Origin of the sequence: Spirosoma oryzicola, from assembly GCF_021233055.1 — a bacterium.
GTDB classification, from domain to species: Bacteria; Bacteroidota; Bacteroidia; order Cytophagales; family Spirosomataceae; genus Spirosoma; species Spirosoma oryzicola.
The window spans coordinates 592,070-617,363 of the sequence record NZ_CP089538.1; the positions used below are offsets into that span (position 1 = coordinate 592,070).

Annotated in this window: 39 protein-coding genes and 1 tRNA gene; 18 read left to right on the forward strand and 22 right to left on the reverse strand. The window is 51.7% G+C overall.

All coding sequences use genetic code 11. The features are described from left to right. The first annotated feature begins 1 nt into the window (after position 1). From LQ777_RS02415 to LQ777_RS02500, 18 genes are all read left to right on the forward strand, one after another. Entirely contained in the window at positions 2–1,705 is a 1,704-nt protein-coding gene (locus tag LQ777_RS02415; RefSeq protein ID WP_232560925.1) for a hypothetical protein, read from the forward strand. Between the two features lie 27 nt (positions 1,706–1,732). Next, positions 1,733–2,185 carry a hypothetical protein gene (locus tag LQ777_RS02420; protein ID WP_232560926.1) on the forward strand — a complete coding sequence of 151 codons (453 nt, stop codon included), beginning with the start codon at positions 1,733–1,735 and terminating at the stop codon, positions 2,183–2,185. Continuing rightward, positions 2,185–2,700 (forward strand): DUF1353 domain-containing protein, encoded by a 516-nt coding sequence (locus LQ777_RS02425; RefSeq protein WP_232560927.1) that lies wholly within the window; start codon positions 2,185–2,187, stop codon positions 2,698–2,700. The genes LQ777_RS02420 and LQ777_RS02425 overlap by 1 nt, the downstream gene beginning before the upstream one ends. Beyond that, on the forward strand, positions 2,666–2,905 hold the full coding sequence (locus tag LQ777_RS02430) for a hypothetical protein (RefSeq protein ID WP_232560928.1): 240 nt from the start codon (positions 2,666–2,668) through the stop codon (positions 2,903–2,905). Before LQ777_RS02425 ends, LQ777_RS02430 begins: the two co-directional genes overlap by 35 nt. Continuing rightward, on the forward strand, positions 2,905–3,840 hold the full coding sequence (locus tag LQ777_RS02435; protein WP_232560929.1) for a hypothetical protein: 936 nt from the start codon (positions 2,905–2,907) through the stop codon (positions 3,838–3,840). Before LQ777_RS02430 ends, LQ777_RS02435 begins: the two co-directional genes overlap by 1 nt. 68 nt (positions 3,841–3,908) lie before the next feature. After that, positions 3,909–4,865, forward strand: coding sequence for a hypothetical protein (locus tag LQ777_RS02440; protein ID WP_232560930.1), 957 nt, complete (start codon positions 3,909–3,911; stop codon positions 4,863–4,865). A 78-nt stretch (positions 4,866–4,943) separates the two neighbouring features. Further along, positions 4,944–6,926 (forward strand): hypothetical protein, encoded by a 1,983-nt coding sequence (locus LQ777_RS02445; RefSeq protein ID WP_232560931.1) that lies wholly within the window; start codon positions 4,944–4,946, stop codon positions 6,924–6,926. 62 nt (positions 6,927–6,988) lie between these two features. After that, positions 6,989–7,402 (forward strand): hypothetical protein, encoded by a 414-nt coding sequence (locus tag LQ777_RS02450; RefSeq protein ID WP_232560932.1) that lies wholly within the window; start codon positions 6,989–6,991, stop codon positions 7,400–7,402. Between the two features lie 63 nt (positions 7,403–7,465). After that, positions 7,466–8,329, forward strand: a complete 864-nt coding sequence (locus LQ777_RS02455) for a hypothetical protein (RefSeq protein ID WP_232560933.1) — start codon at positions 7,466–7,468, stop codon at positions 8,327–8,329. Between the two features lie 67 nt (positions 8,330–8,396). After that, entirely contained in the window at positions 8,397–9,584 is a 1,188-nt protein-coding gene (locus LQ777_RS02460) for a hypothetical protein (protein ID WP_232560934.1), read from the forward strand. 68 nt (positions 9,585–9,652) lie between these two features. Beyond that, the gene (locus tag LQ777_RS02465; RefSeq protein WP_232560935.1) at positions 9,653–10,489 is read left to right on the forward strand and encodes a hypothetical protein; all 837 of its coding nucleotides are present in this window, start codon (positions 9,653–9,655) and stop codon (positions 10,487–10,489) included. Positions 10,490–10,725: 236 nt separating this feature from the next. Further along, the gene (locus LQ777_RS02470) at positions 10,726–10,977 is read left to right on the forward strand and encodes a hypothetical protein (protein WP_232560936.1); all 252 of its coding nucleotides are present in this window, start codon (positions 10,726–10,728) and stop codon (positions 10,975–10,977) included. Then, entirely contained in the window at positions 10,940–11,410 is a 471-nt protein-coding gene (locus LQ777_RS02475) for a hypothetical protein (protein ID WP_232560937.1), read from the forward strand. The genes LQ777_RS02470 and LQ777_RS02475 overlap by 38 nt, the downstream gene beginning before the upstream one ends. Position 11,411: 1 nt before the next feature. Beyond that, a complete protein-coding gene (locus LQ777_RS02480) occupies positions 11,412–12,038 on the forward strand; it encodes a hypothetical protein (protein WP_232560938.1) in 627 nt (208 codons plus the stop codon). A 5-nt stretch (positions 12,039–12,043) separates the two neighbouring features. Next, positions 12,044–13,294: a phage head spike fiber domain-containing protein gene (locus LQ777_RS02485; RefSeq protein WP_232560939.1), complete on the forward strand. Its 1,251-nt coding sequence runs from the start codon at positions 12,044–12,046 to the stop codon at positions 13,292–13,294. Continuing rightward, positions 13,291–13,581, forward strand: a complete 291-nt coding sequence (locus LQ777_RS02490; protein ID WP_232560940.1) for a hypothetical protein — start codon at positions 13,291–13,293, stop codon at positions 13,579–13,581. Before LQ777_RS02485 ends, LQ777_RS02490 begins: the two co-directional genes overlap by 4 nt. Positions 13,582–13,596: 15 nt before the next feature. Further along, entirely contained in the window at positions 13,597–14,130 is a 534-nt protein-coding gene (locus LQ777_RS02495; protein WP_232560941.1) for a hypothetical protein, read from the forward strand. Positions 14,131–14,143: 13 nt separating this feature from the next. After that, entirely contained in the window at positions 14,144–14,413 is a 270-nt protein-coding gene (locus LQ777_RS02500; protein WP_232560942.1) for a hypothetical protein, read from the forward strand. 49 nt (positions 14,414–14,462) lie between these two features. Here the strand turns inward: LQ777_RS02500 and LQ777_RS02505 are convergent, their stop codons facing one another. From LQ777_RS02505 to LQ777_RS02605, 22 genes are all read right to left on the reverse strand, one after another. Further along, the gene (locus LQ777_RS02505; RefSeq protein WP_232560943.1) at positions 14,463–15,071 is read right to left on the reverse strand and encodes a hypothetical protein; all 609 of its coding nucleotides are present in this window, start codon (positions 15,069–15,071) and stop codon (positions 14,463–14,465) included. Between the two features lie 61 nt (positions 15,072–15,132). Then, positions 15,133–15,432, reverse strand: coding sequence for a hypothetical protein (locus tag LQ777_RS02510; protein ID WP_232560944.1), 300 nt, complete (start codon positions 15,430–15,432; stop codon positions 15,133–15,135). Between the two features lie 187 nt (positions 15,433–15,619). Then, a tRNA-Met gene (locus LQ777_RS02515) sits at positions 15,620–15,693 on the reverse strand. A 126-nt stretch (positions 15,694–15,819) separates the two neighbouring features. Continuing rightward, positions 15,820–16,233 carry a hypothetical protein gene (locus LQ777_RS02520; RefSeq protein ID WP_232560945.1) on the reverse strand — a complete coding sequence of 138 codons (414 nt, stop codon included), beginning with the start codon at positions 16,231–16,233 and terminating at the stop codon, positions 15,820–15,822. Between the two features lie 2 nt (positions 16,234–16,235). Further along, positions 16,236–16,499 carry a hypothetical protein gene (locus tag LQ777_RS02525; protein ID WP_232560946.1) on the reverse strand — a complete coding sequence of 88 codons (264 nt, stop codon included), beginning with the start codon at positions 16,497–16,499 and terminating at the stop codon, positions 16,236–16,238. A 4-nt stretch (positions 16,500–16,503) separates the two neighbouring features. After that, the gene (locus LQ777_RS02530) at positions 16,504–16,941 is read right to left on the reverse strand and encodes a hypothetical protein (RefSeq protein WP_232560947.1); all 438 of its coding nucleotides are present in this window, start codon (positions 16,939–16,941) and stop codon (positions 16,504–16,506) included. 4 nt (positions 16,942–16,945) lie between these two features. Beyond that, on the reverse strand, positions 16,946–17,386 hold the full coding sequence (locus LQ777_RS02535; RefSeq protein WP_232560948.1) for a VRR-NUC domain-containing protein: 441 nt from the start codon (positions 17,384–17,386) through the stop codon (positions 16,946–16,948). Then, positions 17,379–17,684, reverse strand: coding sequence for a hypothetical protein (locus LQ777_RS02540; protein WP_232560949.1), 306 nt, complete (start codon positions 17,682–17,684; stop codon positions 17,379–17,381). The genes LQ777_RS02535 and LQ777_RS02540 overlap by 8 nt, the downstream gene beginning before the upstream one ends. A gap of 33 nt (positions 17,685–17,717) precedes the next feature. Next, positions 17,718–18,056, reverse strand: a complete 339-nt coding sequence (locus LQ777_RS02545; protein WP_232560950.1) for a hypothetical protein — start codon at positions 18,054–18,056, stop codon at positions 17,718–17,720. Then, a complete protein-coding gene (locus tag LQ777_RS02550; RefSeq protein ID WP_232560951.1) occupies positions 18,053–18,733 on the reverse strand; it encodes a hypothetical protein in 681 nt (226 codons plus the stop codon). Before LQ777_RS02550 ends, LQ777_RS02545 begins: the two co-directional genes overlap by 4 nt. Before the next feature lie 4 nt (positions 18,734–18,737). Continuing rightward, a complete protein-coding gene (locus LQ777_RS02555; protein WP_232560952.1) occupies positions 18,738–18,977 on the reverse strand; it encodes a hypothetical protein in 240 nt (79 codons plus the stop codon). A 1-nt stretch (position 18,978) separates the two neighbouring features. Beyond that, positions 18,979–19,398, reverse strand: coding sequence for a hypothetical protein (locus LQ777_RS02560; RefSeq protein ID WP_232560953.1), 420 nt, complete (start codon positions 19,396–19,398; stop codon positions 18,979–18,981). A 26-nt stretch (positions 19,399–19,424) separates the two neighbouring features. After that, positions 19,425–19,676 (reverse strand): hypothetical protein, encoded by a 252-nt coding sequence (locus LQ777_RS02565; RefSeq protein ID WP_232560954.1) that lies wholly within the window; start codon positions 19,674–19,676, stop codon positions 19,425–19,427. Beyond that, positions 19,663–20,475 (reverse strand): hypothetical protein, encoded by an 813-nt coding sequence (locus LQ777_RS02570; RefSeq protein ID WP_232560955.1) that lies wholly within the window; start codon positions 20,473–20,475, stop codon positions 19,663–19,665. Before LQ777_RS02570 ends, LQ777_RS02565 begins: the two co-directional genes overlap by 14 nt. Beyond that, the gene (locus LQ777_RS02575) at positions 20,426–21,742 is read right to left on the reverse strand and encodes a helix-turn-helix domain-containing protein (protein WP_232560956.1); all 1,317 of its coding nucleotides are present in this window, start codon (positions 21,740–21,742) and stop codon (positions 20,426–20,428) included. Before LQ777_RS02575 ends, LQ777_RS02570 begins: the two co-directional genes overlap by 50 nt. A 17-nt stretch (positions 21,743–21,759) precedes the next feature. Then, positions 21,760–22,134, reverse strand: coding sequence for a hypothetical protein (locus LQ777_RS02580; protein ID WP_232560957.1), 375 nt, complete (start codon positions 22,132–22,134; stop codon positions 21,760–21,762). Continuing rightward, entirely contained in the window at positions 22,112–22,243 is a 132-nt protein-coding gene (locus LQ777_RS30500) for a hypothetical protein (protein WP_255720819.1), read from the reverse strand. Before LQ777_RS30500 ends, LQ777_RS02580 begins: the two co-directional genes overlap by 23 nt. Positions 22,244–22,307: 64 nt before the next feature. Further along, positions 22,308–23,114 (reverse strand): recombination directionality factor, encoded by an 807-nt coding sequence (locus tag LQ777_RS02585; RefSeq protein WP_232560958.1) that lies wholly within the window; start codon positions 23,112–23,114, stop codon positions 22,308–22,310. Positions 23,115–23,144: 30 nt separating this feature from the next. Further along, positions 23,145–23,345 (reverse strand): hypothetical protein, encoded by a 201-nt coding sequence (locus LQ777_RS02590; protein ID WP_232560959.1) that lies wholly within the window; start codon positions 23,343–23,345, stop codon positions 23,145–23,147. Positions 23,346–23,359: 14 nt separating this feature from the next. Next, positions 23,360–24,310: a hypothetical protein gene (locus LQ777_RS02595; RefSeq protein WP_232560960.1), complete on the reverse strand. Its 951-nt coding sequence runs from the start codon at positions 24,308–24,310 to the stop codon at positions 23,360–23,362. Next, positions 24,307–24,891 (reverse strand): hypothetical protein, encoded by a 585-nt coding sequence (locus tag LQ777_RS02600; protein WP_232560961.1) that lies wholly within the window; start codon positions 24,889–24,891, stop codon positions 24,307–24,309. Before LQ777_RS02600 ends, LQ777_RS02595 begins: the two co-directional genes overlap by 4 nt. A 121-nt stretch (positions 24,892–25,012) precedes the next feature. Continuing rightward, positions 25,013–25,288: a hypothetical protein gene (locus LQ777_RS02605; RefSeq protein WP_232560962.1), complete on the reverse strand. Its 276-nt coding sequence runs from the start codon at positions 25,286–25,288 to the stop codon at positions 25,013–25,015. Between the last annotated feature and the right edge of the window lie 6 nt (positions 25,289–25,294).

Consider the following 25,294-nt stretch of genomic DNA (forward strand, 5'->3'; position numbering starts at 1 on the left):
CATGAATCTAAGCGAATTACGGGCCTATATTAATAAGAATATAGGCCCCAACGGTGAGCAGGGAATCGACGGCAGCGAAATGAAAACCGCGCTGCTTGAGCTTTGCGAACGCATTGAAGCCAGTACAAACTGGACACCGTTTTTTGCGTTGGCAACCAACGGTCCGTATCTGGTTGTCAAAATCACCGACTGGCAGGGCGGTCAGGGCGTAAAACCCCCGGTTAATGTGTATCTGGGTACAAACGGTGCGTACGTGACCGACATTAACCTGGCTGTTAATATTCGCGGTGCGCAGGGGCCGCAGGGACTGCCCGGTAACGGTGTACTTAGCGGGGTAACTACACCTGCTGACGGAAAGGCCGGAACGCAGTACTACCCGGTTATGGAGCTACCAGCGGCAACGCAGGGGACGTACGACTTTGCCGACATCGAACTCGTTAGCAAACCGTGGGATGCCGGGAACGGGACGCATACGCACACGCGTCTGTACATCGCTAACCGGGGGTCATTCACCTACGAGTACACGCTACAGGGTTTCGTTGACGGCGTAGGGCTGGAAGTGTACCGCGTTGCGGACGGCAGAGCCATTGTCTACATAAAGACGGATAATAGCTTTCGCGCCTTTGCGGTACGGGTTACTAATCATCTGCTCGCGACGGTTTACGGCGAACTGGTCTATCAGGCGGGCGCGCCCGGAAACAGTACGCTCATGGTTAGCACGCTGGACCCGAAAACCTACAAGCCGCTGTCGATTACCCGTACGCGGTTCAGCAGCTTTGCCAGCCTGAACTCGGACGGTCTTTTCCCTGCTGTAATCAGTGATCTGGGTTCTGCGCAGCTGTCGCTAGGCGCAAACTACGTAGCCGGTGCAAGTGATCTGGCCGTGATTAGCTCGAACCTAGCCAGTAACGGAATATCGTTCTGGCAAATGGTAACGGCGACAACTAAGCGGCTGCTTGCGTACCTGAATGCGAACGGTGACTTTGCGATAGGTACGGCCACACCCGCCGAGAAGTTTCACGTTGAAGGGAATGCCTACATATCGGGCATCTTGAAGTTTGCTGCTGCTGTTGGATTGCGCAAAATTGCACTGCATCCGGGTAGTAACAACGATCACCAGTTTTACGGATTTGGTATTGCAGCTTCAACGCTACGCTATCAGGTTGACGCAGCCACGTCGAAACACCTGTTCAGCGCGGGACTAACGCCCGCGACCAGCAAAACGCTGATGGTTATTCAGGGTGACGGCAAGGTCGGCATTGGAATGGACTCACCCAGCAATGTTTTTCACGTTGCTGCTGACAATCCAACAGCGGGCATTATCGCTGAATTTCAGAATAACCACGGCGCTTCCGGTACGAGTGGGGTCATGCTTCAGATCCACCAGACCGGCGTAGCAATCTGGCGGTTCGGTCAGCCTCCCGGCGTTGACGCGTTCGTGATTAATGGCTGGGCGGGCGGTGCTTACCCGGAACGGATGCGTATCGACGCAAACGGCAACGTCGGGATCGGCACACAGTCGCCAACGTCACGGATGCACCTCAAGAGTGACACGGGCGTTGATCAGCTTCGGCTCGAAACGCGCTACACGCCGAACGGATCAGGTGACGCCAACGGTCAGCCCGGAAATATTACGTGGGACGGCGAATACCTCTACTGCAAAACGCAATACGGCTGGCGCAGGGCAAACCTGTACGGCTTCTAATTCCAATCGTTCACTAGTCTACTTTTTATGCTTCACACACTAGCTGCGCCAGTGACCCCCGAAAAAATAACGGGGTTCCAGCGCATTGCTCTGCACGAAAACTTTGTCGTGACCCCTAACCTGAATATGATTCAGCAGGTGCGTGTCATTATTCTCGACGGCGACGGCCAACCACTCGTTAACCGGATTGTAAACGATCCGACCTTGACGGCTCAGCAGCGAAAAGACGCGCTGGAACGATACGGCGATAAGCTAATCGACAAGACGACGGAAGGGGCGTTTATCGACCCCAAAACGGGCAAGATCGTTGAGGCTGGAACCGAGGGAGCAATCCCGCAGCGTGATTACTTTCAGGCAATCACAATCGGTCAGATCAGGGCAATGGGGATTGAGATTACCGACGATACGCCATTCTCGACGCTGCTGTACGCGATGATCGGAAACGAAATCAGCAACATAGACAAGCGGGGGGATTTATAATGTATCGTCACACAATCGCCCGTATTGGCCGCAGCGACACGGCCTACACGTTGCGCGTCGCTATCGACTCCCGGTTAAGCAAGTCGGATCAGATGCGGCTTACCGCGCCGGTCATCGTTGAGCTGTTCAACGGCAAAGAGGTCGTGCTGCCTGCTGGCTTCGTGACCGACTGCCACAGTACACCCCGGCTGCTGGCTTCGCTGCTACCTGAATACGACAACCGGACTAATATTGCCGCTGTCGTACACGATTACCTGTATATGCATTGGGAGGAGTTCGCTCAGGATCAATACCCCCATGATTATCAGATCATCGGTGACGGCCCCGCTGCAAGATGGTATGCTGATGGAATATACCTGAGTTTAATGGATCAATTTCACCCGAAAGGCTGGCGCAATCGGCTTTACTACGCGGCTGTGCGCGTTTTTGGCTGGTATAACTGGGAAAAATTTAGAGAGCTTAATCAAAATGAAAAAGAAAATGAAGAAAGACAGAATCAGGATCGGAACGGTTGACATCATTGGCGGACGCGTTATTGTTGAAGCTCCCGACGTTGTGGACGGCACGCAGGTCGATGTACACCTGAACGCAAGCCGCGAGGTGTGGGGAAGTGGCAAGGTCGCCGCAGGTCAGGCGTTTGTCATCGGTCAGCCGCTTGCTGAACAGCACTCGCTGACGCTTACCGTTCACCCGCTTAATCCTAAACTGCTGACTGCCTAATGATTCTTGCCACGATTACAGCCGGGGCTTTTCATAGCTCCCAATCCGTGACCGTTACCTGCGCCCTGGCGAACGGGTTGACAATCGTTCTTTACCGGGGCGATAACCTGATCGCTCAGGGCACGCTGGCGAATGGCGCGGTCGTGCTGGCCGTCGCTCCGCTGGCAAAGGGTGACATCATTCAGGCAAGCGTAACTGAGCGCGGCAATCAGGCCGGTTTGCCGGTGCTGGTCAGTGAAAGTAGCGACCGCTTGACCGGCTGGCGTACTCCGCAAACAGTGAAGTTATCGGACACGGAAACGATCACGGCGGCGGAGTACGAAGCCCGGTTCGGAGAGCGTCCGGCTGCGACCTATAACCCGGCTCTGGTGGTGGGCATTGTTGCGCCGGACCCCGAAACGATCCAGACCACGACGGTAGTTGTTGCGGCTATTCTGTTTGATCTGAGCGTTATCCAGCAGGTAGGCAGCACGACGGTAACGATCAGCAACGTATTGAACCAGCTGGGTAACGCGCTCGTTCGCTGGGCCTCGACGGAAAGCTACGGAAATGCGATGTCGCGCAGCTTCACGCAGTCATCAACCGTTACGATTGAGGTAAAAGGCGAGAACGATACGACGCCCGTTAGCCGAACGGTGAACGTTCCCGTTTTCGCACCAGCCACGACAACACCGGGCGGGGCCAACGATATTCCGGTCAGCTACCGGCTGTTCAATGACAATAACTACGTTCGGATTAACCTCAACAGCTTGAAAGGCTGCGAGTGTAAACTGGACGGATTCAGTTCGAACTGGCAGGCGTGCGCTTTCTACGGAACCGACTATCAGGAAGCGACCTTTAACCCGGTTCCGCTGGGAACCTACACCGCTATCGTTCGCGTGGCCGGGGATACCGATTCGAGCCGTTGGAAATCGGTTGTCATCAAGACAAACTAATTTGGGTCGATATAGTAATATTAATATTACTTATTTACTTTTGCTTCAAACATAATTATTTCGTACACATGGCAAAATTGCAGGCATTCATGGCCGACCCCGTAGCGAACGCAACCTTACAGCACCGCGTCGCTGATTTCGGTTCGGCTCAGCCGAAGGGTAATTATCTCGCTGTTGCGTTCGTAGTAGCCGGAATGCTACCCGAACCCTATACGACAACGTACACTATCGGACAGGCAGCTGCTGCGCAGATTACGGGTTCGAACATCGTAGCAGCCCTGAAAGATTTGGCCTATAAAGGCATGTGCTGGTTTCTGGGCGACGGTCTGGTCAACGGTAAGGCGGGTAAGCCTACTGAGATGAAAAACTCTACCGGCTACGGCTCCCGGACAGCACCCCGGACAACGGGCGAAGTGGCCGAAAAGGTAGATTTTACCGTAAAGGATACGTTCCTGAATACCGACTTCTGGAACTCGCTTCGTGCTGGTTTGCTGGGTCCATTGGATGTATATCTGTTTACGAACCGTACGGTTCAGGTTGTACGGTACGCGTCCGAAATGCCGACCTTCGACGGTATCGGTTACGAAATGCCCGGTGACTACAATCAGGATATTCCAGGCGGCTTCTCGGTTGCATGGACGTGCGAGCGCGGCCAGCTGTCACCGCTGAAAGGCGTTAAGGAGTTCGACCTGAACTTTGAATTACTGCGTTACTCGTTCGCAGCCGCTACGCCTGCGCCGACGAACCTGACGCTGGTAGCCGGTACGTCGAACCGCTACACGATGACGACCGGCACAGCCGCTAAAATCAAGCGTGCCGTTGTCGAAGCCGGGGCCGTTCGCTATTCGATCTACAAGAATACGAACGAAGATATTCCAGCTACCGAACTGGTAACGATTGACAGCGATACGGGCGAAGTTACGCTTGCGGCTGGTATGCCAGTTGGTCGGTACTTCTACACGGTTGCGGCTGAGAATACGGTCGGCGTTTACGGCTCGTATCAGATTGAGATCGTCGTCAAGTAATCGTTCGTCATACCTGTTTTTATAAAAAACGGCGGTCTGCCCTCACTGGCTGCCGCCGTTTTTTCTTTCGCTCACATCATGCTTACATTCAACACTATACTGCCTTATTTGCAGCAGGGCGCAGGGCGAACCCGACCCGGTGCAAAGCTGATGCACAGCTTTTACGGAAAAAGCATCCAGCACCGTAACCAGATTGAGGAAGTATTCGGCGATGAATACCCGAAGTATCTGGATAAGGATCGACCGCGTGAGCAGCCTGAGCATAAAAAGTACCGCAGGGAAGTCTACGAGAACGTTTATCGGGGATTCAAAAACCGGATCATCGGTGCGCTGGATTATATCCGGCAGGCCGACGACTTCGACGTACAGTACCCGACGACGGACGTACCAGAGGAGGATTCACTGCGCACCTACACAGGTAAGAATTTTTCGCCCGAGGGGAATCTTGTCGAGTGGTTTTTTACCAACGTAAAAAGCGACTACGTAGACGATCCGAACGCGGTGCTGCTGATCCTGCCGCTTGAACCGACGTTCTCCGATGTCGATTACCCACGTCCGCAGGCGTTGATCATTCCGTCGTCTGACGTGTGGATGTTTCGGCGTGGCAAATTCGCCGTTCTGGTATCGTCCGAAAAAACCTTGCTGCCGAACGATCTGCCGGACAGTCCAACGGGTAACGTCTTGATCTTTGTTGATCAGGACAGCTACACAATAGCGCGTCAGACCGGCATGAGTACCAACGAAAACGGGCAGCTAATGGCTGGCTGGGACATTCTTGGTATTGAGTCGTATTACGATCTGGAAGGCAACCCGCTAGGACAGACGTTTAACCCACCCCTGCACTACTGCGCAACGATACCCGCCCGAAAGCTGGGCCTGCGCCGGGTCAAAAAGAACGGCAAAGGTGAGGAGTACTACGAAAGTCTGGTCGCTGACGCGCTTCCGCACATTCGGCTAGGCCAGCGCAATCAGAGCGACATCACGGTTGAAACAAACTTTCACGTTGCCTCGAAGGAGTGGCGGAAAAGCAACGGCAAGTGTAAGGCTCCCGGCTGCATCGGCGGTATTATTCACATTCGCGATGACGCAAAAGGCTCCAAGTCAGGCGAGCCGGGCGCGATTATCGACGTGCGCGAATGTCAGCAGTGTAAAGGTTCGGGCTTTTACGACGCTGGCGGAGGGCTGGGTATTATGTACGTCGATGGCGGAGAGGCCAAAACGCCGACCGATCAGGGCAACAACACTTCGGGCGGTGCGCCTGGGGGATTCATTCCCCGGCCTATTGAGGCTCTGAAAACCTTTGTGGAGGAGTTTAAGCGCAACACCGAGGAAGCCTATTCGACCATCAACATGCAGTTCATCCGTACGACGCCCTACGATCAGTCGGGAACCTCGAAACGCTACGACCGGCAGGAAATGCTGCGCGATCTGATCGTTCAGGGTGTTCACCTGGTTGATCTGGCAAGTTTTGCCTTTGAGTGTATCGACGCGCAGCGGTTTGGCCCCTCCGGTCGGGCCGGTGAGCAGGTTCCCGAAGTGCTGGCCCCGGTTCGTATTGACCTGGAAAACGCAGAACTGACCCGTGAGGAGCTGAACAACGCGAAGGATAAAAAGTACGATCCGACGCTGGTAGAAGCCTACGAGAAAAAGATGCTGCTGTATACGACCGGCGAGCATTCGGACGAATACCGGCGTTACGTGCTGCGGACAGTCTGCGACCCCTACAAGGATAACACCGACGAGATGAAAGCGTATCTGTTGGGTATGGAATACAGAAACCCCGAATCGCCCCAGCAGAAAACGGCTATCGAACGGTTGTATTTCTCGATCAACTTCGACGGACTGGTCGCGGACGCTTTGCGGGAAGACCCGGACTTCTGGCAGCTGGACACCCAGAAACAGTATACCGAAATCCAGCGCAGAAATGTGCTGCTGGTTGGGCCGAAAGCCGTGGGGCCAATGGCGACCGGGGCCGGTGGCAGCTTCCCCGTTCTTGAGCCGCTTAGTTTAAAACCCCCGGTTGATGTTCAGCAAGTCGAACAGATTTTGGATAAGCAGTAATATTGCTATATATTTCGGCAAGTAATATTAATATTACTATTTCACTTTTGTAAACTGTAATCATGGCAAAGACGCAACCCAAAGCAGCGGCTAAATCCGCTGATCCGACAGCCGAAACAGCTGCCGAACCTGTGGAAAAGAAAACCACGGACAAGACCTACAAGTCGCTTTCTCCGGTGGCGGAAATCGTCGTTGAAGTTGGCCCCCGAATCAAGATGAAGGGTAACAAGCCGGTGACGGTGGAAGCCGCTAGAAACGTCGTGATGACTAAAGCCGGGTACGAGGCAATGGATCGCAATGAAGAAGGCGAAACGATCCACATCGCCACCGAAGTGCTGGGCATCCCTGAGTACAAAACGGTGCAGGATTTCAACACGCCGGATGGTACGCGTAAAGACATCGTAGTGCTGTATTTCGCTGACGGTGCTGGCCCGGAAAAGCCAGAAGCCGAGGAGGAGGAAGGCGACGAAGCCTAATTCCGTTCGACAGTTCGCTAGTAACACCAATCTAATACCGGGCCAGTAGCCTAAATCAACAGCATGAAACGGAGAGCATTTCTCGAAAAGGCGTTAAAAAAGTTTGGCTTCACCGACGATCAGGTGAAGGATTTTATTGAAAAACTCGATGATGACTACAGCGACGAGGAAGCTACGAAAGCACTGGCCTCGCTGATGACTGCCGACGAAGCGAAGGGCAACGACGAGATTTTCAAAGATGTCAAGAAACGTACGAAGGGCGAAGCCCTGGGCGCGATTGATACGCTGCTGAAACAGTACGAGCCAAAGCTGACGGCTGAGCAGAAAACCGAGTACGCCAAATTCGGCGCGACGGATACCGACAAAAAGTATCAGTTCATTCTCAAGGCGTTTGCTGATGCCGATACCAAGACCGGCGACAAGAATTACGACGACCTGAAAACGGATTTCGACAATCTGAAAACGTCGCTTGCGAACGAGTACATCAAGAAAGCTGATCACGACATCGTGGCCGGTCAGCTAACGGCTCGCGAGAAAGAGATTCTAGGCGTCAAGATTCTTAATTCCGCCATTCGTTCGGGTCGGTTGAAGGACGTTTCGAGTGATCGGCATTTTGAGCGCAACTTCATTTCAGACGCCGAAGAACTGCTCAATACGGGCATTGGCGAAAAGAAAGTCAAAGGGTTTATCGACGCAACAACCGGCAAGGTTATGCGCTTGGATTCGCCCGAACAGCCGCTACTTGTCGATAATAAGCCGGTGCTGATTTCCGACCTGGCTGATCTCACAATTACGGCCTATGGCTACGAGAAAAAGTCGGATCAGACCCAGCAGGGCCGGGTAGAGGTTCCAGCTGGCCCCCAGACTCAGAAGGGCAGCAATGCTGCGCTGGCTCAGATGCTGGCCGAGGAAGCAGCTGTAAAGTAACCCGGCGTTTCCGTGGCTTTGTGGCCTTTTTAAAGTATGTGTTTCACTAATTCCAATATCGCCGACAATGGCAAACAATGTAAGTCTGTCGCCTGCCCGTATCGTTCGGGCGGCAATCATGCACACAACGGAGAACGCTCCGAAGTTCAACAACATCGGGACGTTGCAGGCAATGCGCTCTCCGCAGCTGGCGGGTCTGACCGAGGCCATGAGCGCAAAGGTTGCGGGCGAAGAAAAACGCCTGAGCTTTGAGCAGGGCGCAACGGCTGATGACATCATCCCGAAGGTGCGGCTCAACTACCGCAAGCAGTACAGTACCGGCACGACGACCTCAACCCGGACGGTAGACACAAGCGGCAATCGCCCCGGCTCGGTAAACGAGATGGACATTACCTACGCAGGCTATAAGCAGTACAATCTTGAGTTCCGTACGATTGATATTATGTCGCTCGAAGAAACGGCTCAGAAGTACTATGATAGCGTCATTGGTGGCGGTGTTCAGCTGGACGCTGGCGAGTCGGCAAAGCTGACGGAGGTTGCGCTTGAGTTCTACCTGACGGTGGAAAAGGATATGCTCGAACCGCTGAACACGGCGGCTCTGACGGCTCTGACTACCGCAGTCGGTACGAACAAAGTCACCAACACGGCTGTCCCGAAAGACATCTACCTGTACAAGTCGAACGGCGATCTGCGGGAAGATTTCTGGGAGTATCTAAACTCACTGAGTACCCTTCATGGCGTGTCGAGCAAGTGGATCATTATCGGTGGCCTGACGTGGGTAAACTTTATGGGCCGCAAGAAAATCCGGGGCATGAATAATGTCGGTCTGGACGCTCAGCAGATGTACGATGATCTGCCGATTGAATGGTACTACGATCCAAAGATCGACTCGCTTTACGGTATGAATAAAATCCTGATCATCGAGCCGGGTTCTGCGGCTTGGCAACAGATCATGGAGCATGAGGTTATCGTCAAGAAAACGAAGGCTGCGAACACAACCTTCGGCGGGGCGAAAATCAACCTTGCGCAGTACAACGTCGATAAGTTCGGTCGGCCAAACCCGTTCGTGATGAACATCGACCTGCGCGTTCGCGAGTACGATACGACGAAGTATCCGTACGAGATCGTAACGCCGTCGTCTGGTCTGTACGGCATGTTCACCCGTCCGGCTGGTTACGCCAAGTCGTACGACGGCTGGGACACCTACACGGGCATTATCGGCGCTAAGCTCGTCCTGACCGAGCCAACCGTCTAACCGCTTCCCTAAGTCAAGCAAGCCAGTTCAGAAACTTACTGAACTGGCTTTTCTCCAACTCGTTATTTATGCTTTGTTTTCTTACGAATGTCGAAGGCTGTCTACTCGGCTTACTTCTTATTGCTACATGGGCTGTGCTTCGTTTATGGGGCCGCAATGACAAGCTGCGCGAGCAGGCAAAAGGATTGCGTCCGCAGGATATGCACCCGCAGGATCGGCTGCGCAGAAGCGCGAAACCGGCAACCCGGACGCAGGTACAGACGATGACCGGCTCGTTTGGCGATCAGCCCGTTGTTGTCTCGCCCCAGGAGCAGGAGCTGCATAACTGGCTGCACAACATACCGCAGCCGCAAATGCCCGAAACGGACCCGCTCGATTGGCTGAAAAAGCCAAAAGTATTCGAAACGGTACAGCCAATAGCAACGCCTGAGCCAACGCCGGAACCCGAACCGGAGCCGGTAAAAACGATCAGTAAAGCAGATGAGTCGTCGCTGCTGAGCCGGTCGCTGCCGCACATCAAACTAGCCATGTTTGCGCTGAGTATCGTTGCGGTCTGGTTTGGATTTGCGGCTTGGTACGATAACCTGAGCCACTACATGCCGCCGAGTGGCGATGAGCTAGGCGACTTTCGCATTCTTTATCTCAAAAAAACGATCGGGGCGATTCTGCCCTTAATCTCCGCCGTAGGTGCTGCGCTGGGCCTCCTGTTTATGATTAACCCACGCTATTATATCTACCTCAACGGATGGTTTCCAACGGATTACGATTTCTACACCGACTTGCGACACCTGGAACGTCCAGAGTCTTACCGTCGCGTTCTGGTGTTTGTCTCGCTGTTTGGCTTGCTCTTGCTTGTCTCGCTCTGGGTGCTGCTGCACAGCAGCCCGCAGGAGCTGACCCTGTAGCGATCCTCAAAAAAGAGAACACGGTACGGGAACAGACGAACCGGAACGATCACCCGCGCATCACGATCTACAACACGACGTATCACAAGCTGGCAAAGAATAGCCCGTATTGCGGTACGTCGGTTGAGTGGGCGATCAAGCAAGCGGGCTGGGAACTGCTGATTGAGTATGCGCCGATAGCGCGGAACTGGTCACTAAAAAAGCAGTACATCGTTTGGAGTCGGGCCAGTGGGCCGATGACCCGAAACGGGCGGAAAACGCTTCCGCAGCGCAACGACGTAGTTGTCTTTTACTATTACGGACGTTGGCATGTGGGCCTGCTGGAAGATTGGCAGGAAGGTAATAACTACTGTAAAACGGTCGAAGGCAATACGAGTGATCGGGGCGTCAACGGCATTAAAAAGCCCAAAGGAATTGAGGGCGTTTACGATGAAAAAATCAGGAATAAGAATGACATTTTTTGCGTGGTCCGTCCATACCGTTCTTAGCATTGGACTTTTGGCCGCTATCGCTCAGGGCTGCGTAAAAGTCGAACAGAAGCCGCAGGCCGTTGAGCAGGTAGATAGCTTGAAGCTAACGCTCGCCGTGGATAGTACGGCGATCTACCGCTGTGATACCTGCGCGTTTGCCGTTGCCTATCGCAAGCAAAGCAGCGGACAGGTAAAGCCCTGTAAAACCTGCAACTGGGTTTCGCTTAGCAAACCAGCTCACAACAAAGGCGACGTACCGGAGCCGACAAATCAGCCGGTCAATCCACTCGCCGAACAGGACGCCATTCAGCACAACACGGTTCATCTGGTTACGCCGGACAAAGCCCCCACCGATTCGGGCGACACCCCAGAGCCGAGCAAACCGCCGATTGCTGAAGCCGTGGCAAACCGGCGCGTTAAACCGGGAAACTTACCTGAAACCCCTCAGTAAAATGCCTTACGAACTGACAAAATCCGGTACATCGCTCAAGATAGCCGACACGACGAGTGGCGCAGTGCGGTTTATGGCGCTGGGTAGTCTGATGGTGTCTACCAGCACAACGCTGCCTTCGCCGGAGATACGCACGAACCTGATCACGATCATAGCAGGCGCATCGAGCGTACGCATGGGTATGGCCGAGATCAGCAAGATTGATGGAGCCAATCCAGCCGCAACGCTGGCCGACGTTGCTGCGCAGATCATGGCGATTCAGGCCACGTACATGCAAAGCGTGTCAATCGGCAATGCCGTAGCCGAGATCGAGTTCAAGAACGATTCGGGCAACCCGATTCCGTCACTGCCACAAATGGCGAACGGCGGACATCTGGCCCTCGCTACGCATGCTACGACCGGCACAAACTACGTAGCGTTTGCTTCGCAAGCCTGCAAGCAGCTGACGATAGCCAATAACTCAGGCGTTGACGTTGAGGTTTTGCAGGGCGGTAGCGGCGTGTCGTTCCCGGTGTTTATGAATACGGTCTACACGTTTTTCGGCCTGACAAACGCCAGTCAGCTGAGCGTCCGGCGCGTCGATACAGCCAGTACGTCTGTGACGGTAAAAGCCCGTTGGGAAAGCTAATGCGAATGCTGCGCACCAACAATTTCAGAGGGGGCGGGATTGTGCCCTCTCTGAATCTGGATTTCATGCAAGGTGTGATGCACCCGGCCTTGAGCTATTCCCGCGCATCGGCAGGCACGTACTTCGACAGTACGGGCACACTTCGTACGGCTGCTGTCAATGAACCGCGATTCGAGTACGATCCGATCTCTGGAAAGTTGCTTGGTTTACTGATTGAGGAGCAGCGCACGAACATGCTTTTACAAAGCAATTCGTTAAACGCTTTCGCTACGAACGGCAACGGTATTCCAGCTAAGACACTAAACGCAACAACTTCTCCAGATGCGACCAACAATGCAACCTTATTAAGTATCACTACCGCAGGCAGTGATTCGGGTTTAAGAACGACTAATGCAGGGATGACCCCTAGCACGACCTACACTCTTTCTGTGTACGCGAAGGCAAACACAGGGACTATACTTTTTATGCGCAACATCGCAACAAGCACGACAGGGAACGACGGTGCTTGGTTTAACTTAGCGACAGGCAGTGTAGGAGTAAAGCAGTCGAACATAGCCTCAAGCTCGATTGTTGCGCTGGCGGGCGGCTGGTACAGGTGTACGATTACAGCGACTACACAGGCGACAATAGGCAATAATATTGTCGATGTTAAAATAACAGATGCGGACAATGGCTTTGGTGCGTCGGCGGGAAAATCAATATACGTGTACGGCGCTCAGCTCGAAGTTGGCTCATTCGCTACGTCATACATTCCTACTACAACGGCGGCAGTAACCCGGTCGATGGATGTTTGCAATATCAACCTGGGGAGCTGGTATAATCAGAGTGAAGGTACGCTTGTAATGAACGCGCTCAAGGCCGTTCCGCAGGGTGTCGTTAGTCGGTATTACAATTTCCTGCCTGCTACTGGCGCAAACCCGCAATGGTATTTAGCGAACGATGCCACGTTAAACCGGGTCACGGTCACGCTGGCCGACGAATCGGGCAGTACGTTGTTTTCTGGTACTTCGCCCAATACGCTGAACACAGGTTCGGTAATGCGAACCGCTGCGGCTCTGCGTGCTGGCGACTGCGCGTTCGCCGTAAACGGGTCCGTCGTAGGGGTCGGCTCTCCGGGTTCGATGCCTCAGTTTGCGTCACTGGTATTAGGCAACAACAGCCTGAACGGGGCGCGTTCACTGAATGGCTATCTGCAACGATTTACCTACTACCCGCGTCGGCTGAGCAATCCACTCATTCAATCCTTAACGCAATGACGGATTACTATCTGCGAGCAGCTGATGAGTCTGCGCTGAAAACGGCTCTGCAACTGGCTGGACTGTTCACTGCTGAGGGGTATCAGCTCGCCAGCCTGACGCATGGAATGACGGTAATCGGAACGGTTGTTCATTCAGCTACCTACGATCAGGAAGGGAACGAGCTAACGGCTCAGGTTGTCCGACCCGGTTTTCACGCGAATCTACGCCTGCTGTCGGGCGATCTTCACCCGGCCTTGTCTAGTCTTGTTATCAACCCTAAAACGCCCTCAGTGGTCTGGTTTTAAATGTGGACTAAGGTTTTGTCTTTACTACGTGTTGCTGCGCTCCCGGTTTGGGGTAAACTCGAAATCGGCCTAAAGTGGCTCTGGAAAGCCCTTTGGTATCCGGCAGCGTTGCCGATTGTCATCTGGCTGCTGATCGTTGGCTTTGGCCTGAAATCGTGTCAGAACTATAACCAGCTGGTTCGGGAAACGCTTGCGTCGCAGGATTCAGTTATCGCTGCGCAGGATACCGAACTCTGGCAGCTCCGGGCGGATACGCTCGAAGCACACTTTCAAATTCGTGAAATGTATAACCGCTTGGATAATCGTGAAAAACAGGAAGTACTTTTTTATTCTCAGCTTCGCAGTGCTGACGATGCTGCTTTGCAGGTTGCCCTTGATAGCGTCTACGGGCGACACGCTAACTACGGAATGGGTATCAGGCTCGGACAGCCTGCCGAAACCGCAGGCATTGCCCCGCTCTTATCCGGTCGAAACCTTACAGCCCCGAAGTTTGACGCTAACGCCGGATGGAGCCCGGGAAGCTCTGCTAAATCGGTTCCGCGTCGATAAGCTGACAAAGGACGTGGCGGATCTGAAAGCGATCATTCACGAAAAGGATTCGATCAATAAACGCCTGGCTGAAAGTGTACGCGTGCTGTCGATCAGACCCCCAGACGTAGTCAGTAAGCTGCCAGTACAGCCCGGAGCGTCGGCCCGGTCGGTCGTCAAAACATCGACCGGGCCAAAACCTCTGGTCAGTATCAACTGGCCTAAAACGGAAAACTGGTTCTGGCGCGGACTCGCGGGTTATTTAGTGTTCGAGACAGTCAGAGCTGCGATACGCAACCGATAAAACAAAGAAGCCCCGGCACGACTGCCGGGGCTTCTTTTATGACTTGCGCTTACTTCATTGGATCAACAGCATTCCGCATGTCATCAACCGACGATGGGCCAGCCGGAGAGGTTGGCGTTTGGATCGGCGGAGGTGTCGGCGTTGGTGTTGGCTTCGGCGGGGTCGGAATCGTTGAAGGCGTTGGCGTAGTAGCCTCACCCGACGATCCTTCGTGAAAGTAGCTTATTGGGGCTTTATTCATGCCGTACAAGCCTGCCTTTGGAACAATCGCGTAATGCTGCAAAAATAATTCCAGCATTGCCGGTACTGCTTCGACAAACTGAGAAACCGTAAATTCGGTAAGTGGCTTACTGTACAGTCTCTGAATCGAATCTCTGGCCGCTGCGATCTGCTGCTTGTATTTAGAATAATCTGTTGCCGTTCCCAGCGGTTTGATATAGAACAATGAGTCGTAAGAGTCAGGGTGATTCCTGTCTCTTGTCTGACTCATTGTCTGCTGATGCTCGATTGTGGCAAACTTGCGCAACGTGAAACCGTACTGCTGATATTCAACCCCAGGGTTCGCAGCCTGTAAACCCTTTTTATACTCAGGTTCCGTTTCGAGTCTGTGGATAAAAGCCGATAATGCGTCTAGTTCGGCATTGGTGAAAATAACCATGATGGATAGGTATTGGTACTACTAACCTAACCAACAGCAGGGCAATTTGTTCATCTGATAATCAGATAGATTTTTTGTAACAGACGGTGCTCGTTTTAGTCGTCAGCGTGTAGGTTCCAACGATGCTTTCGACCTTCGTTTCGCCCTTTTCCAGCTTCACTTTCTGGGCTTCATCGCATACCTGCATTTCGCGGGTGTAGGGCGACGGCGTGTTAAACGAGGGCATGTTCGATTGATACTGAACAAACGAGGTGCAGGTATAGCAGGGCTGTACAACTTCTTTCTTCGAACAGCCGTCCAGCAGCAAAACGAGTACAGCAGAAGTGAACACAATCAGGCGTGAGGTATAGATTTGTTTCATAACCCGTAAATACGTAAAAAAGAAACGCCCGGACAAGTTGCCCAGGCGTTTGCAGAACCTTCCTCTTTTTAACCAAAAACAATCCGCTTAGTTTACCAGACACCGCAGACAAGACTTGCCGGACGAACCGGCATGAGGTCTTTTTATCGTTCGACCCCTTTGTTTCCCTAAAAAATGGAAACTCTAGTGGAGCGGGGGCAAGACTCGAACTTGCGACCTGCGGATTATGAGTCCGCTATTCTAACCACTGAACTACCCCGCACGTAAGACGCTGACCTTAGAAAAGAAGCAGTGCGCCAGCCTCCCCTGATACGCACTACGTTCCGCTTTGCTTCGATGAGCCTCCGACACAAAAGTAATATTAATATTACATAACGCAAGAAAAATTTATTCTTTCTGCGGTAGTAGTTTTTCTTCGACCAATCGAAGGTCTTCCCGCTTCAAACTGATCAGCTCAAGCACCGGCTCCGACTTGCGGGTAACCGTAGCCGTGTAGTAATCAAAGCCGACGGCGATTTCGTCCGCGTCAACGTAGAAGTTCGTAGACGCATTATAACGCGGTATAGTGACCTTAACGCCTTCCTCTTCGATCTCTGCCTCACCCAGCAGCTTAATCTTCGGGAATTTAAGTTTATGCTGACTACCGATTGTTGTGCCGTCCTGACGAACCAGCAGCAGGCGCAGGAAAAATATGCCGAGGTCGCGCCGTTCGTGCCACTTGAAAAAATGCCGATGGACGGTCTTGCCGTTTACGACCATCGTTTTAACGGTCAGCGATTGTAATCTGAAATGAGGCTGCATGATTAGTTAATCGTTATTCGTTGAACCCGCAGGCCGGACATAACGGCCTCGGCTTCGAGGCTATCCAGAAAATCGTTCCGTTCCAGGGCGTGATTAAACTCAAAGTAAAACATTGTGTGAACGCGCATTTTGAACGTGCCGTTGTACTTAATGCGGAACATGATTTCGTACCGCGTCAGGTCGCTGGTCGGCATATCGTCGGGCAGTTGGTAGAAACAGGCACGTTCTACGGCTAAACGCTTGGGGATTTTGTAGGATACGCTCACGCTACTACTGATTGATAAACGGACTGCGGGTAAAGAAACCAACGGGCGGCTGCGTGTGGCCGGATCGAATGGTAAACCAGATTACGCCGGTTGTTTGGACTAACTCAATTTCGTCATCGGTAAGCGGCCAGCAGGTAATACTGCGCTCCTCATCCTGATACAATACGTCGAGCAAAGTGGTTTCAACAATGATCGAATAACCCCGGATCGGGTGAAGCATTGATATGTGCATCTCCACGTTTATTGGACAGCATAGATGTATCCAGAGTGCTTTAGACGCCTGTAAATCCCGCTTTTCTTCGTCGTTCAGTTCCCAGCAGGATATACAATACCGGCCATTGGTGAAGCTCGGCAAATTCAGAATGTCAGTCGTGGGGTTACCCTGTTCATCTCTGGGGCCGTGTAGGATTCGGTTGCGACCTTTAAAATCAATTGGAAGCATAACGCTATTCGAGCGATAGATAGGTTTTGAAAATGTGTCTGGCTTCCTGTCTTGTGTAGCAGACCTTACAGCAGTAGCCCAGCTTTGTCAGTCGCTGCATCCAGAACACTTGTTCGGTGCTTGGCTTGTTATCGCCGTATTTCATCTCGACAAACAAACCGTGATAGCGACCTTTCGGGACCGGCAGGCACAGATCAGGAACGCCGGGGCGCATACCCTCTTTCTTGAGCTTGATTGCTTCGGGACATACCCGCTTACCCTTTACGGTTTTATAAGGCAGTTTTGCGCCGTTTGGAATGGCAAAAAGCAAGCCTTCGTAGGTCGGGTAATCTTTGTCGAAGTCGAACACGACCTCACATTGTAGGTCGTGTTCGGGGGTTGCCTTCGGCCTATGTTTTTTTAGGAGACTTTGAAACTGATCGGCGGTGATCAGATCACTAGGCATTCGTCGTTACCGTGAACGGGTCGCGTTGAAATGAGTCCTGAAAGGTTATACAAGCCCCGCCGATTGTTATCTCGTACTTGCCGTCGTTGGTTCCGCACGACATATCGTTTTCGTCAATCGCCAGGGTGATCATGCTTTTATCGCCACCTCGCCAAAGCTCCAGTATCGTCTGAGTCGGTTCCGGCATTCTCAGCTGACCGCTTGTTTCGAACAGATTACCCGATGCGTTAAACGCAACCGAACATTGAGTTCCTTCTTTTGTCGCGGCTACTAAAACCGCCAGTATTACTTTTCTCATAATGTAATATTAATATGTCTTTCGAAGGTACGGCTAAACAACGATTATCTGCTCAAGACGATGCCGAAAAAATATGTATCGGCTGCTCGACTCTAAAGAGCCATCGGCGCGAACCCGTTTACCGACTGGCTTGCCGTCGCCCGAAACCTCCGTCAGCTGATACACAATTTCGCCCAGCTGAACACGCTGGCCCATTTTTAAGCTAAAGTCACTTAGCAGCTGAGCGCACTTGATTGCTGCGAGTTGTAGGCGTTCCTGCTGCAAACTGACTTCTGTGCGCTGTATGTACTCCCGGCGCGACTTCATCATTGAACTACGTGTCGAGTCGGATATGCTCAGCAGCCGATTGACACGCTCCTGCATGTCGGTCATAGCGTCGCTGGCTGCAAAGTTGCTTTCGACTCGTAAACGCTGATGACCTTCACAATGACGAACTTGCTGCCGATCTTGTGCTGATAATTGTTTTCCAGAAACTCCTCTGCGCCTGACAGTTCGGCAAAGCGTTGACCTTCTACCGTTCCGACTTCCAGCGTAGAATCTTCGGCAATCATGCCCACTAGAAAAGAGCCTTCGGAGGGTGTGTTAGCAGTTGTTATACTAGCCTTGTCAACAGAAAGAGCCTGATCGACAAAATCCTCAAGGGTAAAATTAGTTGTCACGGTAGAAGTAATTTCCTGCTGAACGGGCGTATACTCAGGGTTCGGGAAGTTTAACGCCCGGTAGGTGATCAGCTCTTTAGCGGTCAGCGTTGCCAGCTTGTCCGTGGCTTTGTAGCTCCGAACGCCGTTGTTTGACCGAATGGTCTGAATGGCTCCAATAGCGCAAACCAGAAAGAGAAACGAGCTGGTGATTTTGAACGTGCTGGAAAATTCGCCAGATCGGATTGACGACCAGCCGCCTGCTTTCAGTTCTTCGCGCAGGTATTCAATCGCTTCGGTGTATCGTTCTACGGCTCCTTTTCGAACAATCGGTTTGCGAGCGTTCAGAACGTTGGCCTGCTGCTGAGCCAGTGGGGAAAAGTTTACGGGAATTTGTCCGGTATTCATCATTGCTTTAAAAGGGGTTTGAAATGTTGCTTGTTAAGTATTTAAGAGCTTTCAGCCGGTTCATGGCTGAGGTCAGCACACCGATTTTGTAGTCAGCGTCCGATTGCGACATTTGACCGGCTGCTACTTTCTTTTTGTAGAAGCCATGCCGGAGGCCTATCTCGCGGTTCAGTTCGGCTATTTCTTCCTCAAGCGTGAACTGTTTAGGCTTGGGCTGGGGGGCTTGTTGTTCGGGTTGTTCGGCCATGTTAGTAGCGTAGGTCTGTCCAGTGAATGAGTTTTAACGTGAGTAGTCTGTTAGGCGCAGCTTCTACGAGTGGTTCAAACCAGTCCATAAACTCGGTCATAGACTCGAATCCGTCGTTCAGGATAAACAGTAGTAGCGTGTCATCTTTCAGGAAGCTGCCGTTTACCAGTACGCGCAAACGATTCGTTCCCTTTTTGTTGATTGTGATATGCACCGTTTGCGTGCCGGTGCATTCGCCTGAGTGAAATTGCCTGCGGAACCTGGTTCGATTGCCGACAACAAACTGAATGCTGTTGCCTGCCTTCCAGCGATTCTTTAAATCTTCCCGCAAGGTGTGCTTTTTGCGGTTGTCGAGGATCTTCTCCTCGAACAGAGTAGGGCGGGGCGGTTTGCCCCATTGGGTGCGGAATCCTAAAACCATGCCGTGTTAATCTGTCTGGCTGTGAACTACTGGACTGTTTCCATTACGTTGAGATTCGGGTATTTCAGCTTTTTGGCTTCCAGCTGCTCCGGTCTGATCAGGATAATTACATCCTTACCCATGTGCTGTGTGCCGGTGTGACAACGCAGCTGGCCTTTGAAATCCTGAATCTGTCCGGTGTACTTCTTATGCTTCAGATCATTCCAGGCGGTCATTCCGGGAACGCCGGACAGAATTGTTTGGCGGGGAGCTTTTGCGCTTACTTTAGGCTTGCTCATTCTCATTGTTGACATTTTCGCTATCGTTTAGAGGTTGTAAAAAATCGTCTGGTGTTGTTTCAAATTCGATCATTTCCTTGAGCAGCGTAACAAAGGCGATTTGCTTGGCTCTGGTGATGATTCTATCTTTCTGAGGTAAGTACAGCTCGTTTTGCTGGTCGGCCAGCTTGAGCAGTTCGGCCATTGATCGGGCGTCTTTATGCTCCTGAGCGTTGCCCGTTACGCCGTAATTGGCTTCCTCGTTGTAGATATGCCGCTGGGCCTGTTTCATAAAAGCCCACTTGCGCTCTTTCTCGAAAGGAATTAGTCCTTTGCTGTCGAGCCAGTCATAAAGCAGGTTGCCATGATCCCGGTATTCGCGGCCTTTCTCAAGAGCCAGACACGCAAACCGAAACAGCTGGGCGTTCGATCTGTCCTGTTGCTGCTGACTCGGTGCGGTGGGTTCGGGTAGTAATCCGGCAGGCTTCGCGGCTGGGGCCGGGTTGCGGCCTAATTCTTCCCGTTTGAACTGCTCGTAAGCGTTCAGTACTTTGCCAATCGAGCGGGGATTTAGCTCGGCGAACATTTCGAGCGGTTGGCCGTCTTTGTCCGGTAGCAGACTTTTGACGCCAAGTCGATAAGCCAGCAGCACCTCGCCGAGTGTCCACTTCGGGTATTCCTGCTGCATGTAGGCCGTCATAGCCTTCATTTTCTGCCGGTGATACTGCAATTCGGATTCTTTAACTTTCAGTTCGAGCAGCAGCGTCAACTCATTCCAAAGTGAGATGAAGTGTGGTGTACTCGTTTGTTCCAGTTTCATCGTCTGACTCATCGAACGAATGCGGTGCGCTATCGTGTCCGTCGCTGAGATCGTCGGCAGTAAGCACTGGGACGGTTCTGCTGTTGCCAGTTGGTTTGTCTGCGTTTGCATAGGTCTGGTTCTTGATGTAGACGTTTTTGTAAGAGTAGGCTAGTTTGTTGCCGAGGCTTGAAAAGAAATACGGGTCCTTTTCGTAGCGCATCGTTGTGTTGGAATCGTTAACGGTAGTCCAGTAGGTGAAGAAATTGTTGTAGAAGTCTTTCGGATACATTTTCGGGTTGATCCGGTCGTACTCGTGGAGCTTTGCGGTGAAATCTTCCCGGCGTTCTTCGATTGACTTCTTGGGCGGTTTAGGTCTGGTACGACGCAGCCACTTGCGTACGAGGTCGGCCAGCTCTTTCAGATCGTTGTAGTGCCGACCGCTGTTCTCAGTGACGAACGGCTCTAGTCGCTGATCCTCGACACCGCGAATGTTGACTAGCTTGCCTAGCTCAGCCGGTGCGACTGGTTCACTGCCTAGCCAGATCAAAGGAGTTGACGCAGGTTTTTGCGTCTGCTCGTCATTTTCGGGTTTTTGCGCAGAAAGTTTACTAGTAGTATTAGTATTAACTTTTGGAGTAGTAAGTAATATATTATTATATATATTATCTCTTTCCTCTGAAAACCCGGAATTTTGACCGGAGTTGACGCAAGATTTTGTGTCAATGTTAGTAAATGACTCAGAATCAGCGCATTCGTCTTTAATAGCTGACGCAAGATTTTGCGCTAACATGACGCATGATTTTGCGTCAGGTAGAGCTGACGCAAGAATTTGCGCCAACTTGACGCAAGAATCTGCGTCAGCTAACATCAACTTTTGCAGCAGGATCGGACTTAACGCAAAATCTTGCGTCAACTCATTAAGTCTAATTGTGCGCTGCTTGGTCTTTAACTTGCGGTCAACATCGACAGTAATAAATCCGGCCCGGTTCAGATTGGTAATAAAGCCAGAAACCGAACGCTCGGAAATTCCCAGATGTGCTGCCAGTTCGTCGTTATCGGCCTTTGTCATGCCCTCGGCCCCGCACAGAACGACCAGCTGAGGAAATAAAAGTTTCTCGCTGGGCGTGAGCAGGTCGGACTGCAAAACGGAATCGGGAACCATGATCATACAAAAACAAAGAGACTCTTTTGTCGGTGTGCGGCTTGGCAGGCCGAGAGTGCGCAGGTAAGGCAACACGTTCACACACCGACAAAAGAGCCTGTTGTAAGCTAACTCTTTAGTCATTCCTTACCTGCTGTATTTTAAGCGTGACTGCCAATCACGTTGCAACCTAGAAAAGTAATATTAATATTACAATCCTTGCTACAAAAAAAATTATCGGGAACAACAACGCACCGCACTAACCCCGTGGGGATATACTGCCAGCGTTCTTTCAGATTGTCGAAATTTCGCTTGTACTGCTCGAAATCGTTACCCGAGTAAACGATCCGTTCCCGTTCGGTTCGATTGTCCAGAGCCAGCACAGAACCGTCTGCGTTGAAGTCGGTAAGCGTGCCCCAGTGCTTGATCATACAACCCCCGCAGACAACAACGACCAGCAGGTTTATTTTCAAGTAGGGACGTAACAGAAGCATTCGCTCGGAGGTCGATTGATCAGCTGCGAAATCTAGCTGCATCGGCATTTACGGTTTGGTCTTCACTCGGCGGGAATACCTCGTTCAGTTGACGGATTTGCTCGGCTAATTCTTCGGCTGTTGGCGGGGTTAACGTACGTTTCTTACTCATTCTAAAGGATTCGTATTAATTGCTATAAACAGATTTTGCTTAGCAAAGATCAATACTTAGTCTTTTATTCTACATTGTCGAGTAGTAAACTGTTGACGCTAATCTCAAGCGGCTTTGATAAATCCATAAGTGCAAGACGTGCCGGGTTAGCGGTCGGGTTTTCGCTCAGGTACTTGCTAACCTGCAAGCCGGTTTCCATCGAGAACATGGGAACTAGATCGACAACGGGGTACGTATCCGTTACACCCGGTTTGTTGCTTTTAACCTTCTTGATCGTCAGCGAAAAGGGGAGGAACCGGACGAGGCCGAACGACTGCATACTGCCGTCAAACCGTTCCCGAAGGTTGGGAATACTCGTAGCTACAGCTTTCGTGCTGAACTGCCAGTAGCCGAGTACTGGAATGTCTTTGATGCAAAACCGCATCGTCAGAACGTGCGCCCACTTGATATACGGCGCCATGCTGCCCGCGCCGTCTTTCAGGTACTTTTCGCAGGCTTCAATCAGATCAGGCTTGTCAGATAGTTTGACCGGCTTGTACGCGCCCTGGTGAAAGACGAAAAAGGTTTCGCCGTCGCCGTAGGCATATAGAGCCCCGGTTTTGTCCCGGATTTCAAGCCGTTCTGTACAGGCTTCGTTGAAGTCGTCTGAGTAGAAAAAGACAGGCAGTTCAGTCGGTTTCTCGCCGTACTTGCTGATAACTTTCTGCTCGAACTTCGAGCGAATGACAAAGTAATCGGTTGACTTGGGGAACGCCCGGTTGTTGGCGGTATAACCTTTCTCGCCAATTGAGATTCTGCCAACTTCGGGCAATGATCGTTTCGGCTGCTCGCCGGTTGACGGCTTTCGCAGCGGGTTGTTAACTAGTCGCATGGATTGTCTGGGTATTAAGAGAGGTGAAAATTAGCAGTTCAGGGCCGCGTCAATCATTGCATTTACTTCGTCGGCGGTCTGGGTAACGTTCAGTACTAAATTGGGCAGCGTAATAACAGCGCGTGTATCGGGTTCACGAGGTGACTCGTACGGCTCTACCATGACGATGTACTGTACACCGATTCGTACTGTTCTAATATTTCCGTTGACTTTATCTACGTAAATGAACATAGCGGGATAGGGGTTTAGTAGGGTAGTATTGCCTCGGTGATACCCACGGCCCGGTGGTGCTGGGCAAGCTCTGCGCCTGGCTTAATCGTACCCGTGAACTGATGAAACGTTTTTGCTTCTAACTCCCCGTTGTACTCAGCTGCGTAGATCGCCAGATAATTGTCGATCAGTGCCGGGGTGTAAATCGTCTGAGTCTGGTTAACTAGCATGTACGTTGGCTCCTTCTGAAAGTCTTTGGGCGACCATGACCAGTTTTCGGCTATTTCGAGGTGCGGGAAATTTTCCTCGAAAATCATTTTGTTGATGCTCAGCTGCATTTGTGCCGACTTGTGAATATTACCCGACTTGAAATCAAGGTTGATCAGCTTGCGCTCGCGGACGATATCCGCAGCTTTACCTTTTCCGATCTTGCGCTCAATCGTCGCAAAGGCGACCAGATCAAGCGTTCCGGCGATGCCCATTTCGTCGCTTGCAAGCATGCCTTCGATCAGGATCGGCTCAATGTCGTAATCAGCGCAGAACTTGGCGTAAGATGCTACCGCCTTGTTTAGCTTCTTTGTCCATTCCCCGGCCAGTGCCAGCGGGTGACCGCATTGCTGAATCCATTCCTTTACCCGTTTGGCCGTCGTGTTGAAGTTGTAGCCGTGTTCGTGATACTCGGCAAAGCAGATGTGCATGAGCGTTCCGAAGTCTGCGGCCTGATCGCGCAGAACGTCGGCCTGCTGACCGTTCTTTTTGAACCACTCAATCAGGTACGCCGACGTTGGCGTAACTTTCTTGATAAAGCTGGTAGTACTGATGTAGAACGTTGCCTCGTCACCGTCGAGCGTGTAGTAGTACCGGCTGTCGAGCGCGTCAATCCGGCGGATCATGCGCAGCTGCTGTAGCAGTATTGTTTCGTTGGCAAAGACGTATAAGAGGTTGTCTATGTCGTCGCTGAGCAGTATTGTTTCGTTGACAGTCATAGCCGGTTTTGTTTACGTAGTGCTACAAGGCAAGCCGCTAACCAGACAAGCAGGATAACCAGTACCGCCGACGCGTCTTTGTACTGCTTTACTTCAATCAGTTTCAGGCCGCAGCGTCCGAAAAACACGGTCATGGCAAGGCCGATACAATCGACTGGAATACGCTTAACGTTTAGTTTCATCAAACTCATAGTGGTAATATTAATATTACTAAGCTGGTTAAAAGAACGCGCCGTTTCTAGGATCGTGCGTAGCTGATCAGGATAAGCCTTTGCTGCTACGCGAACAGAATCAAGTAACTGACTGCGGAAATGGTGTTCAGACTCGCCGTTTGCTGCGGCAATGGCTCGGACGAGCTGCGCAATAATGGCTTCGTTTGTGTCGGTCAGGTCTACAATAGATTCTTTACTGTCGATCCCTACCGCTGCGCCTTCACTACTTTCAAAATAAAAAAACGCCTGACTATGAGTGACTTTGTAACATTGCGAGGTTTCCGGTCTGTGCTGATCAGCCCGCACAAGCGCAATTTGCAGTAGCGCGTTCATGCGTCGTCGTTCAGACTTGTTTACCTTTGCTTCCATAGCGCGTTATTTAACGTGTTAATCTGTTAGAGTACCGAAACACTGGTTTCTGTGAGGCCAGTGTTTTTTGCTACCGCTTTGCAATAGTAATATTAATATTAACATTACACAATAAAAAAAGTTATCTTTTTTGCTTTGTCTGCAAAATTTTCCGGAAACGCTCTTGTGCCATTTCTGCGCTATAGCCCTGACTTTGTAGATAAGACCTACAGGAACTCGTTTTGTATAAAACTTTGCCGGTTTTTTCGGTCGTTTCAATCGTACCGGAGTTCTTTAATTCCCAGAGCTTTGTACTGCCGACGTGTAAAAATTGCATGGCTTGAGAACGGCTCAGATATTCGCTGCCCGTGACCGAACTTGATTCCAGCGTGTCTAAACGATTAAGAACGCTATCCATTAGCGG

Coding starts and splice junctions, on each gene's coding strand:
- LQ777_RS02415 (WP_232560925.1), top strand. CDS start 2: ATGAATCTAAGCGAATTACGGGCCTATATTAATAAGAATATAGGCCCC.
- LQ777_RS02420 (WP_232560926.1), top strand. CDS start 1,733: ATGCTTCACACACTAGCTGCGCCAGTGACCCCCGAAAAAATAACGGGG.
- LQ777_RS02425 (WP_232560927.1), top strand. CDS start 2,185: ATGTATCGTCACACAATCGCCCGTATTGGCCGCAGCGACACGGCCTAC.
- LQ777_RS02430 (WP_232560928.1), top strand. CDS start 2,666: ATGAAGAAAGACAGAATCAGGATCGGAACGGTTGACATCATTGGCGGA.
- LQ777_RS02435 (WP_232560929.1), top strand. CDS start 2,905: ATGATTCTTGCCACGATTACAGCCGGGGCTTTTCATAGCTCCCAATCC.
- LQ777_RS02440 (WP_232560930.1), top strand. CDS start 3,909: ATGGCAAAATTGCAGGCATTCATGGCCGACCCCGTAGCGAACGCAACC.
- LQ777_RS02445 (WP_232560931.1), top strand. CDS start 4,944: ATGCTTACATTCAACACTATACTGCCTTATTTGCAGCAGGGCGCAGGG.
- LQ777_RS02450 (WP_232560932.1), top strand. CDS start 6,989: ATGGCAAAGACGCAACCCAAAGCAGCGGCTAAATCCGCTGATCCGACA.
- LQ777_RS02455 (WP_232560933.1), top strand. CDS start 7,466: ATGAAACGGAGAGCATTTCTCGAAAAGGCGTTAAAAAAGTTTGGCTTC.
- LQ777_RS02460 (WP_232560934.1), top strand. CDS start 8,397: ATGGCAAACAATGTAAGTCTGTCGCCTGCCCGTATCGTTCGGGCGGCA.
- LQ777_RS02465 (WP_232560935.1), top strand. CDS start 9,653: ATGCTTTGTTTTCTTACGAATGTCGAAGGCTGTCTACTCGGCTTACTT.
- LQ777_RS02470 (WP_232560936.1), top strand. CDS start 10,726: ATGACCCGAAACGGGCGGAAAACGCTTCCGCAGCGCAACGACGTAGTT.
- LQ777_RS02475 (WP_232560937.1), top strand. CDS start 10,940: ATGACATTTTTTGCGTGGTCCGTCCATACCGTTCTTAGCATTGGACTT.
- LQ777_RS02480 (WP_232560938.1), top strand. CDS start 11,412: ATGCCTTACGAACTGACAAAATCCGGTACATCGCTCAAGATAGCCGAC.
- LQ777_RS02485 (WP_232560939.1), top strand. CDS start 12,044: ATGCTGCGCACCAACAATTTCAGAGGGGGCGGGATTGTGCCCTCTCTG.
- LQ777_RS02490 (WP_232560940.1), top strand. CDS start 13,291: ATGACGGATTACTATCTGCGAGCAGCTGATGAGTCTGCGCTGAAAACG.
- LQ777_RS02505 (WP_232560943.1), bottom strand. CDS start 15,071: ATGGTTATTTTCACCAATGCCGAACTAGACGCATTATCGGCTTTTATC.
- LQ777_RS02510 (WP_232560944.1), bottom strand. CDS start 15,432: ATGAAACAAATCTATACCTCACGCCTGATTGTGTTCACTTCTGCTGTA.
- LQ777_RS02520 (WP_232560945.1), bottom strand. CDS start 16,233: ATGCAGCCTCATTTCAGATTACAATCGCTGACCGTTAAAACGATGGTC.
- LQ777_RS02530 (WP_232560947.1), bottom strand. CDS start 16,941: ATGCTTCCAATTGATTTTAAAGGTCGCAACCGAATCCTACACGGCCCC.
- LQ777_RS02535 (WP_232560948.1), bottom strand. CDS start 17,386: ATGCCTAGTGATCTGATCACCGCCGATCAGTTTCAAAGTCTCCTAAAA.
- LQ777_RS02540 (WP_232560949.1), bottom strand. CDS start 17,684: ATGAGAAAAGTAATACTGGCGGTTTTAGTAGCCGCGACAAAAGAAGGA.
- LQ777_RS02545 (WP_232560950.1), bottom strand. CDS start 18,056: ATGACCGACATGCAGGAGCGTGTCAATCGGCTGCTGAGCATATCCGAC.
- LQ777_RS02550 (WP_232560951.1), bottom strand. CDS start 18,733: ATGATGAATACCGGACAAATTCCCGTAAACTTTTCCCCACTGGCTCAG.
- LQ777_RS02555 (WP_232560952.1), bottom strand. CDS start 18,977: ATGGCCGAACAACCCGAACAACAAGCCCCCCAGCCCAAGCCTAAACAG.
- LQ777_RS02560 (WP_232560953.1), bottom strand. CDS start 19,398: ATGGTTTTAGGATTCCGCACCCAATGGGGCAAACCGCCCCGCCCTACT.
- LQ777_RS02565 (WP_232560954.1), bottom strand. CDS start 19,676: ATGAGCAAGCCTAAAGTAAGCGCAAAAGCTCCCCGCCAAACAATTCTG.
- LQ777_RS02570 (WP_232560955.1), bottom strand. CDS start 20,475: ATGAAACTGGAACAAACGAGTACACCACACTTCATCTCACTTTGGAAT.
- LQ777_RS02575 (WP_232560956.1), bottom strand. CDS start 21,742: ATGACTAAAGAGTTAGCTTACAACAGGCTCTTTTGTCGGTGTGTGAAC.
- LQ777_RS02580 (WP_232560957.1), bottom strand. CDS start 22,134: ATGCAGCTAGATTTCGCAGCTGATCAATCGACCTCCGAGCGAATGCTT.
- LQ777_RS30500 (WP_255720819.1), bottom strand. CDS start 22,243: ATGAGTAAGAAACGTACGTTAACCCCGCCAACAGCCGAAGAATTAGCC.
- LQ777_RS02585 (WP_232560958.1), bottom strand. CDS start 23,114: ATGCGACTAGTTAACAACCCGCTGCGAAAGCCGTCAACCGGCGAGCAG.
- LQ777_RS02590 (WP_232560959.1), bottom strand. CDS start 23,345: ATGTTCATTTACGTAGATAAAGTCAACGGAAATATTAGAACAGTACGA.
- LQ777_RS02595 (WP_232560960.1), bottom strand. CDS start 24,310: ATGACTGTCAACGAAACAATACTGCTCAGCGACGACATAGACAACCTC.
- LQ777_RS02600 (WP_232560961.1), bottom strand. CDS start 24,891: ATGGAAGCAAAGGTAAACAAGTCTGAACGACGACGCATGAACGCGCTA.
- LQ777_RS02605 (WP_232560962.1), bottom strand. CDS start 25,288: ATGGATAGCGTTCTTAATCGTTTAGACACGCTGGAATCAAGTTCGGTC.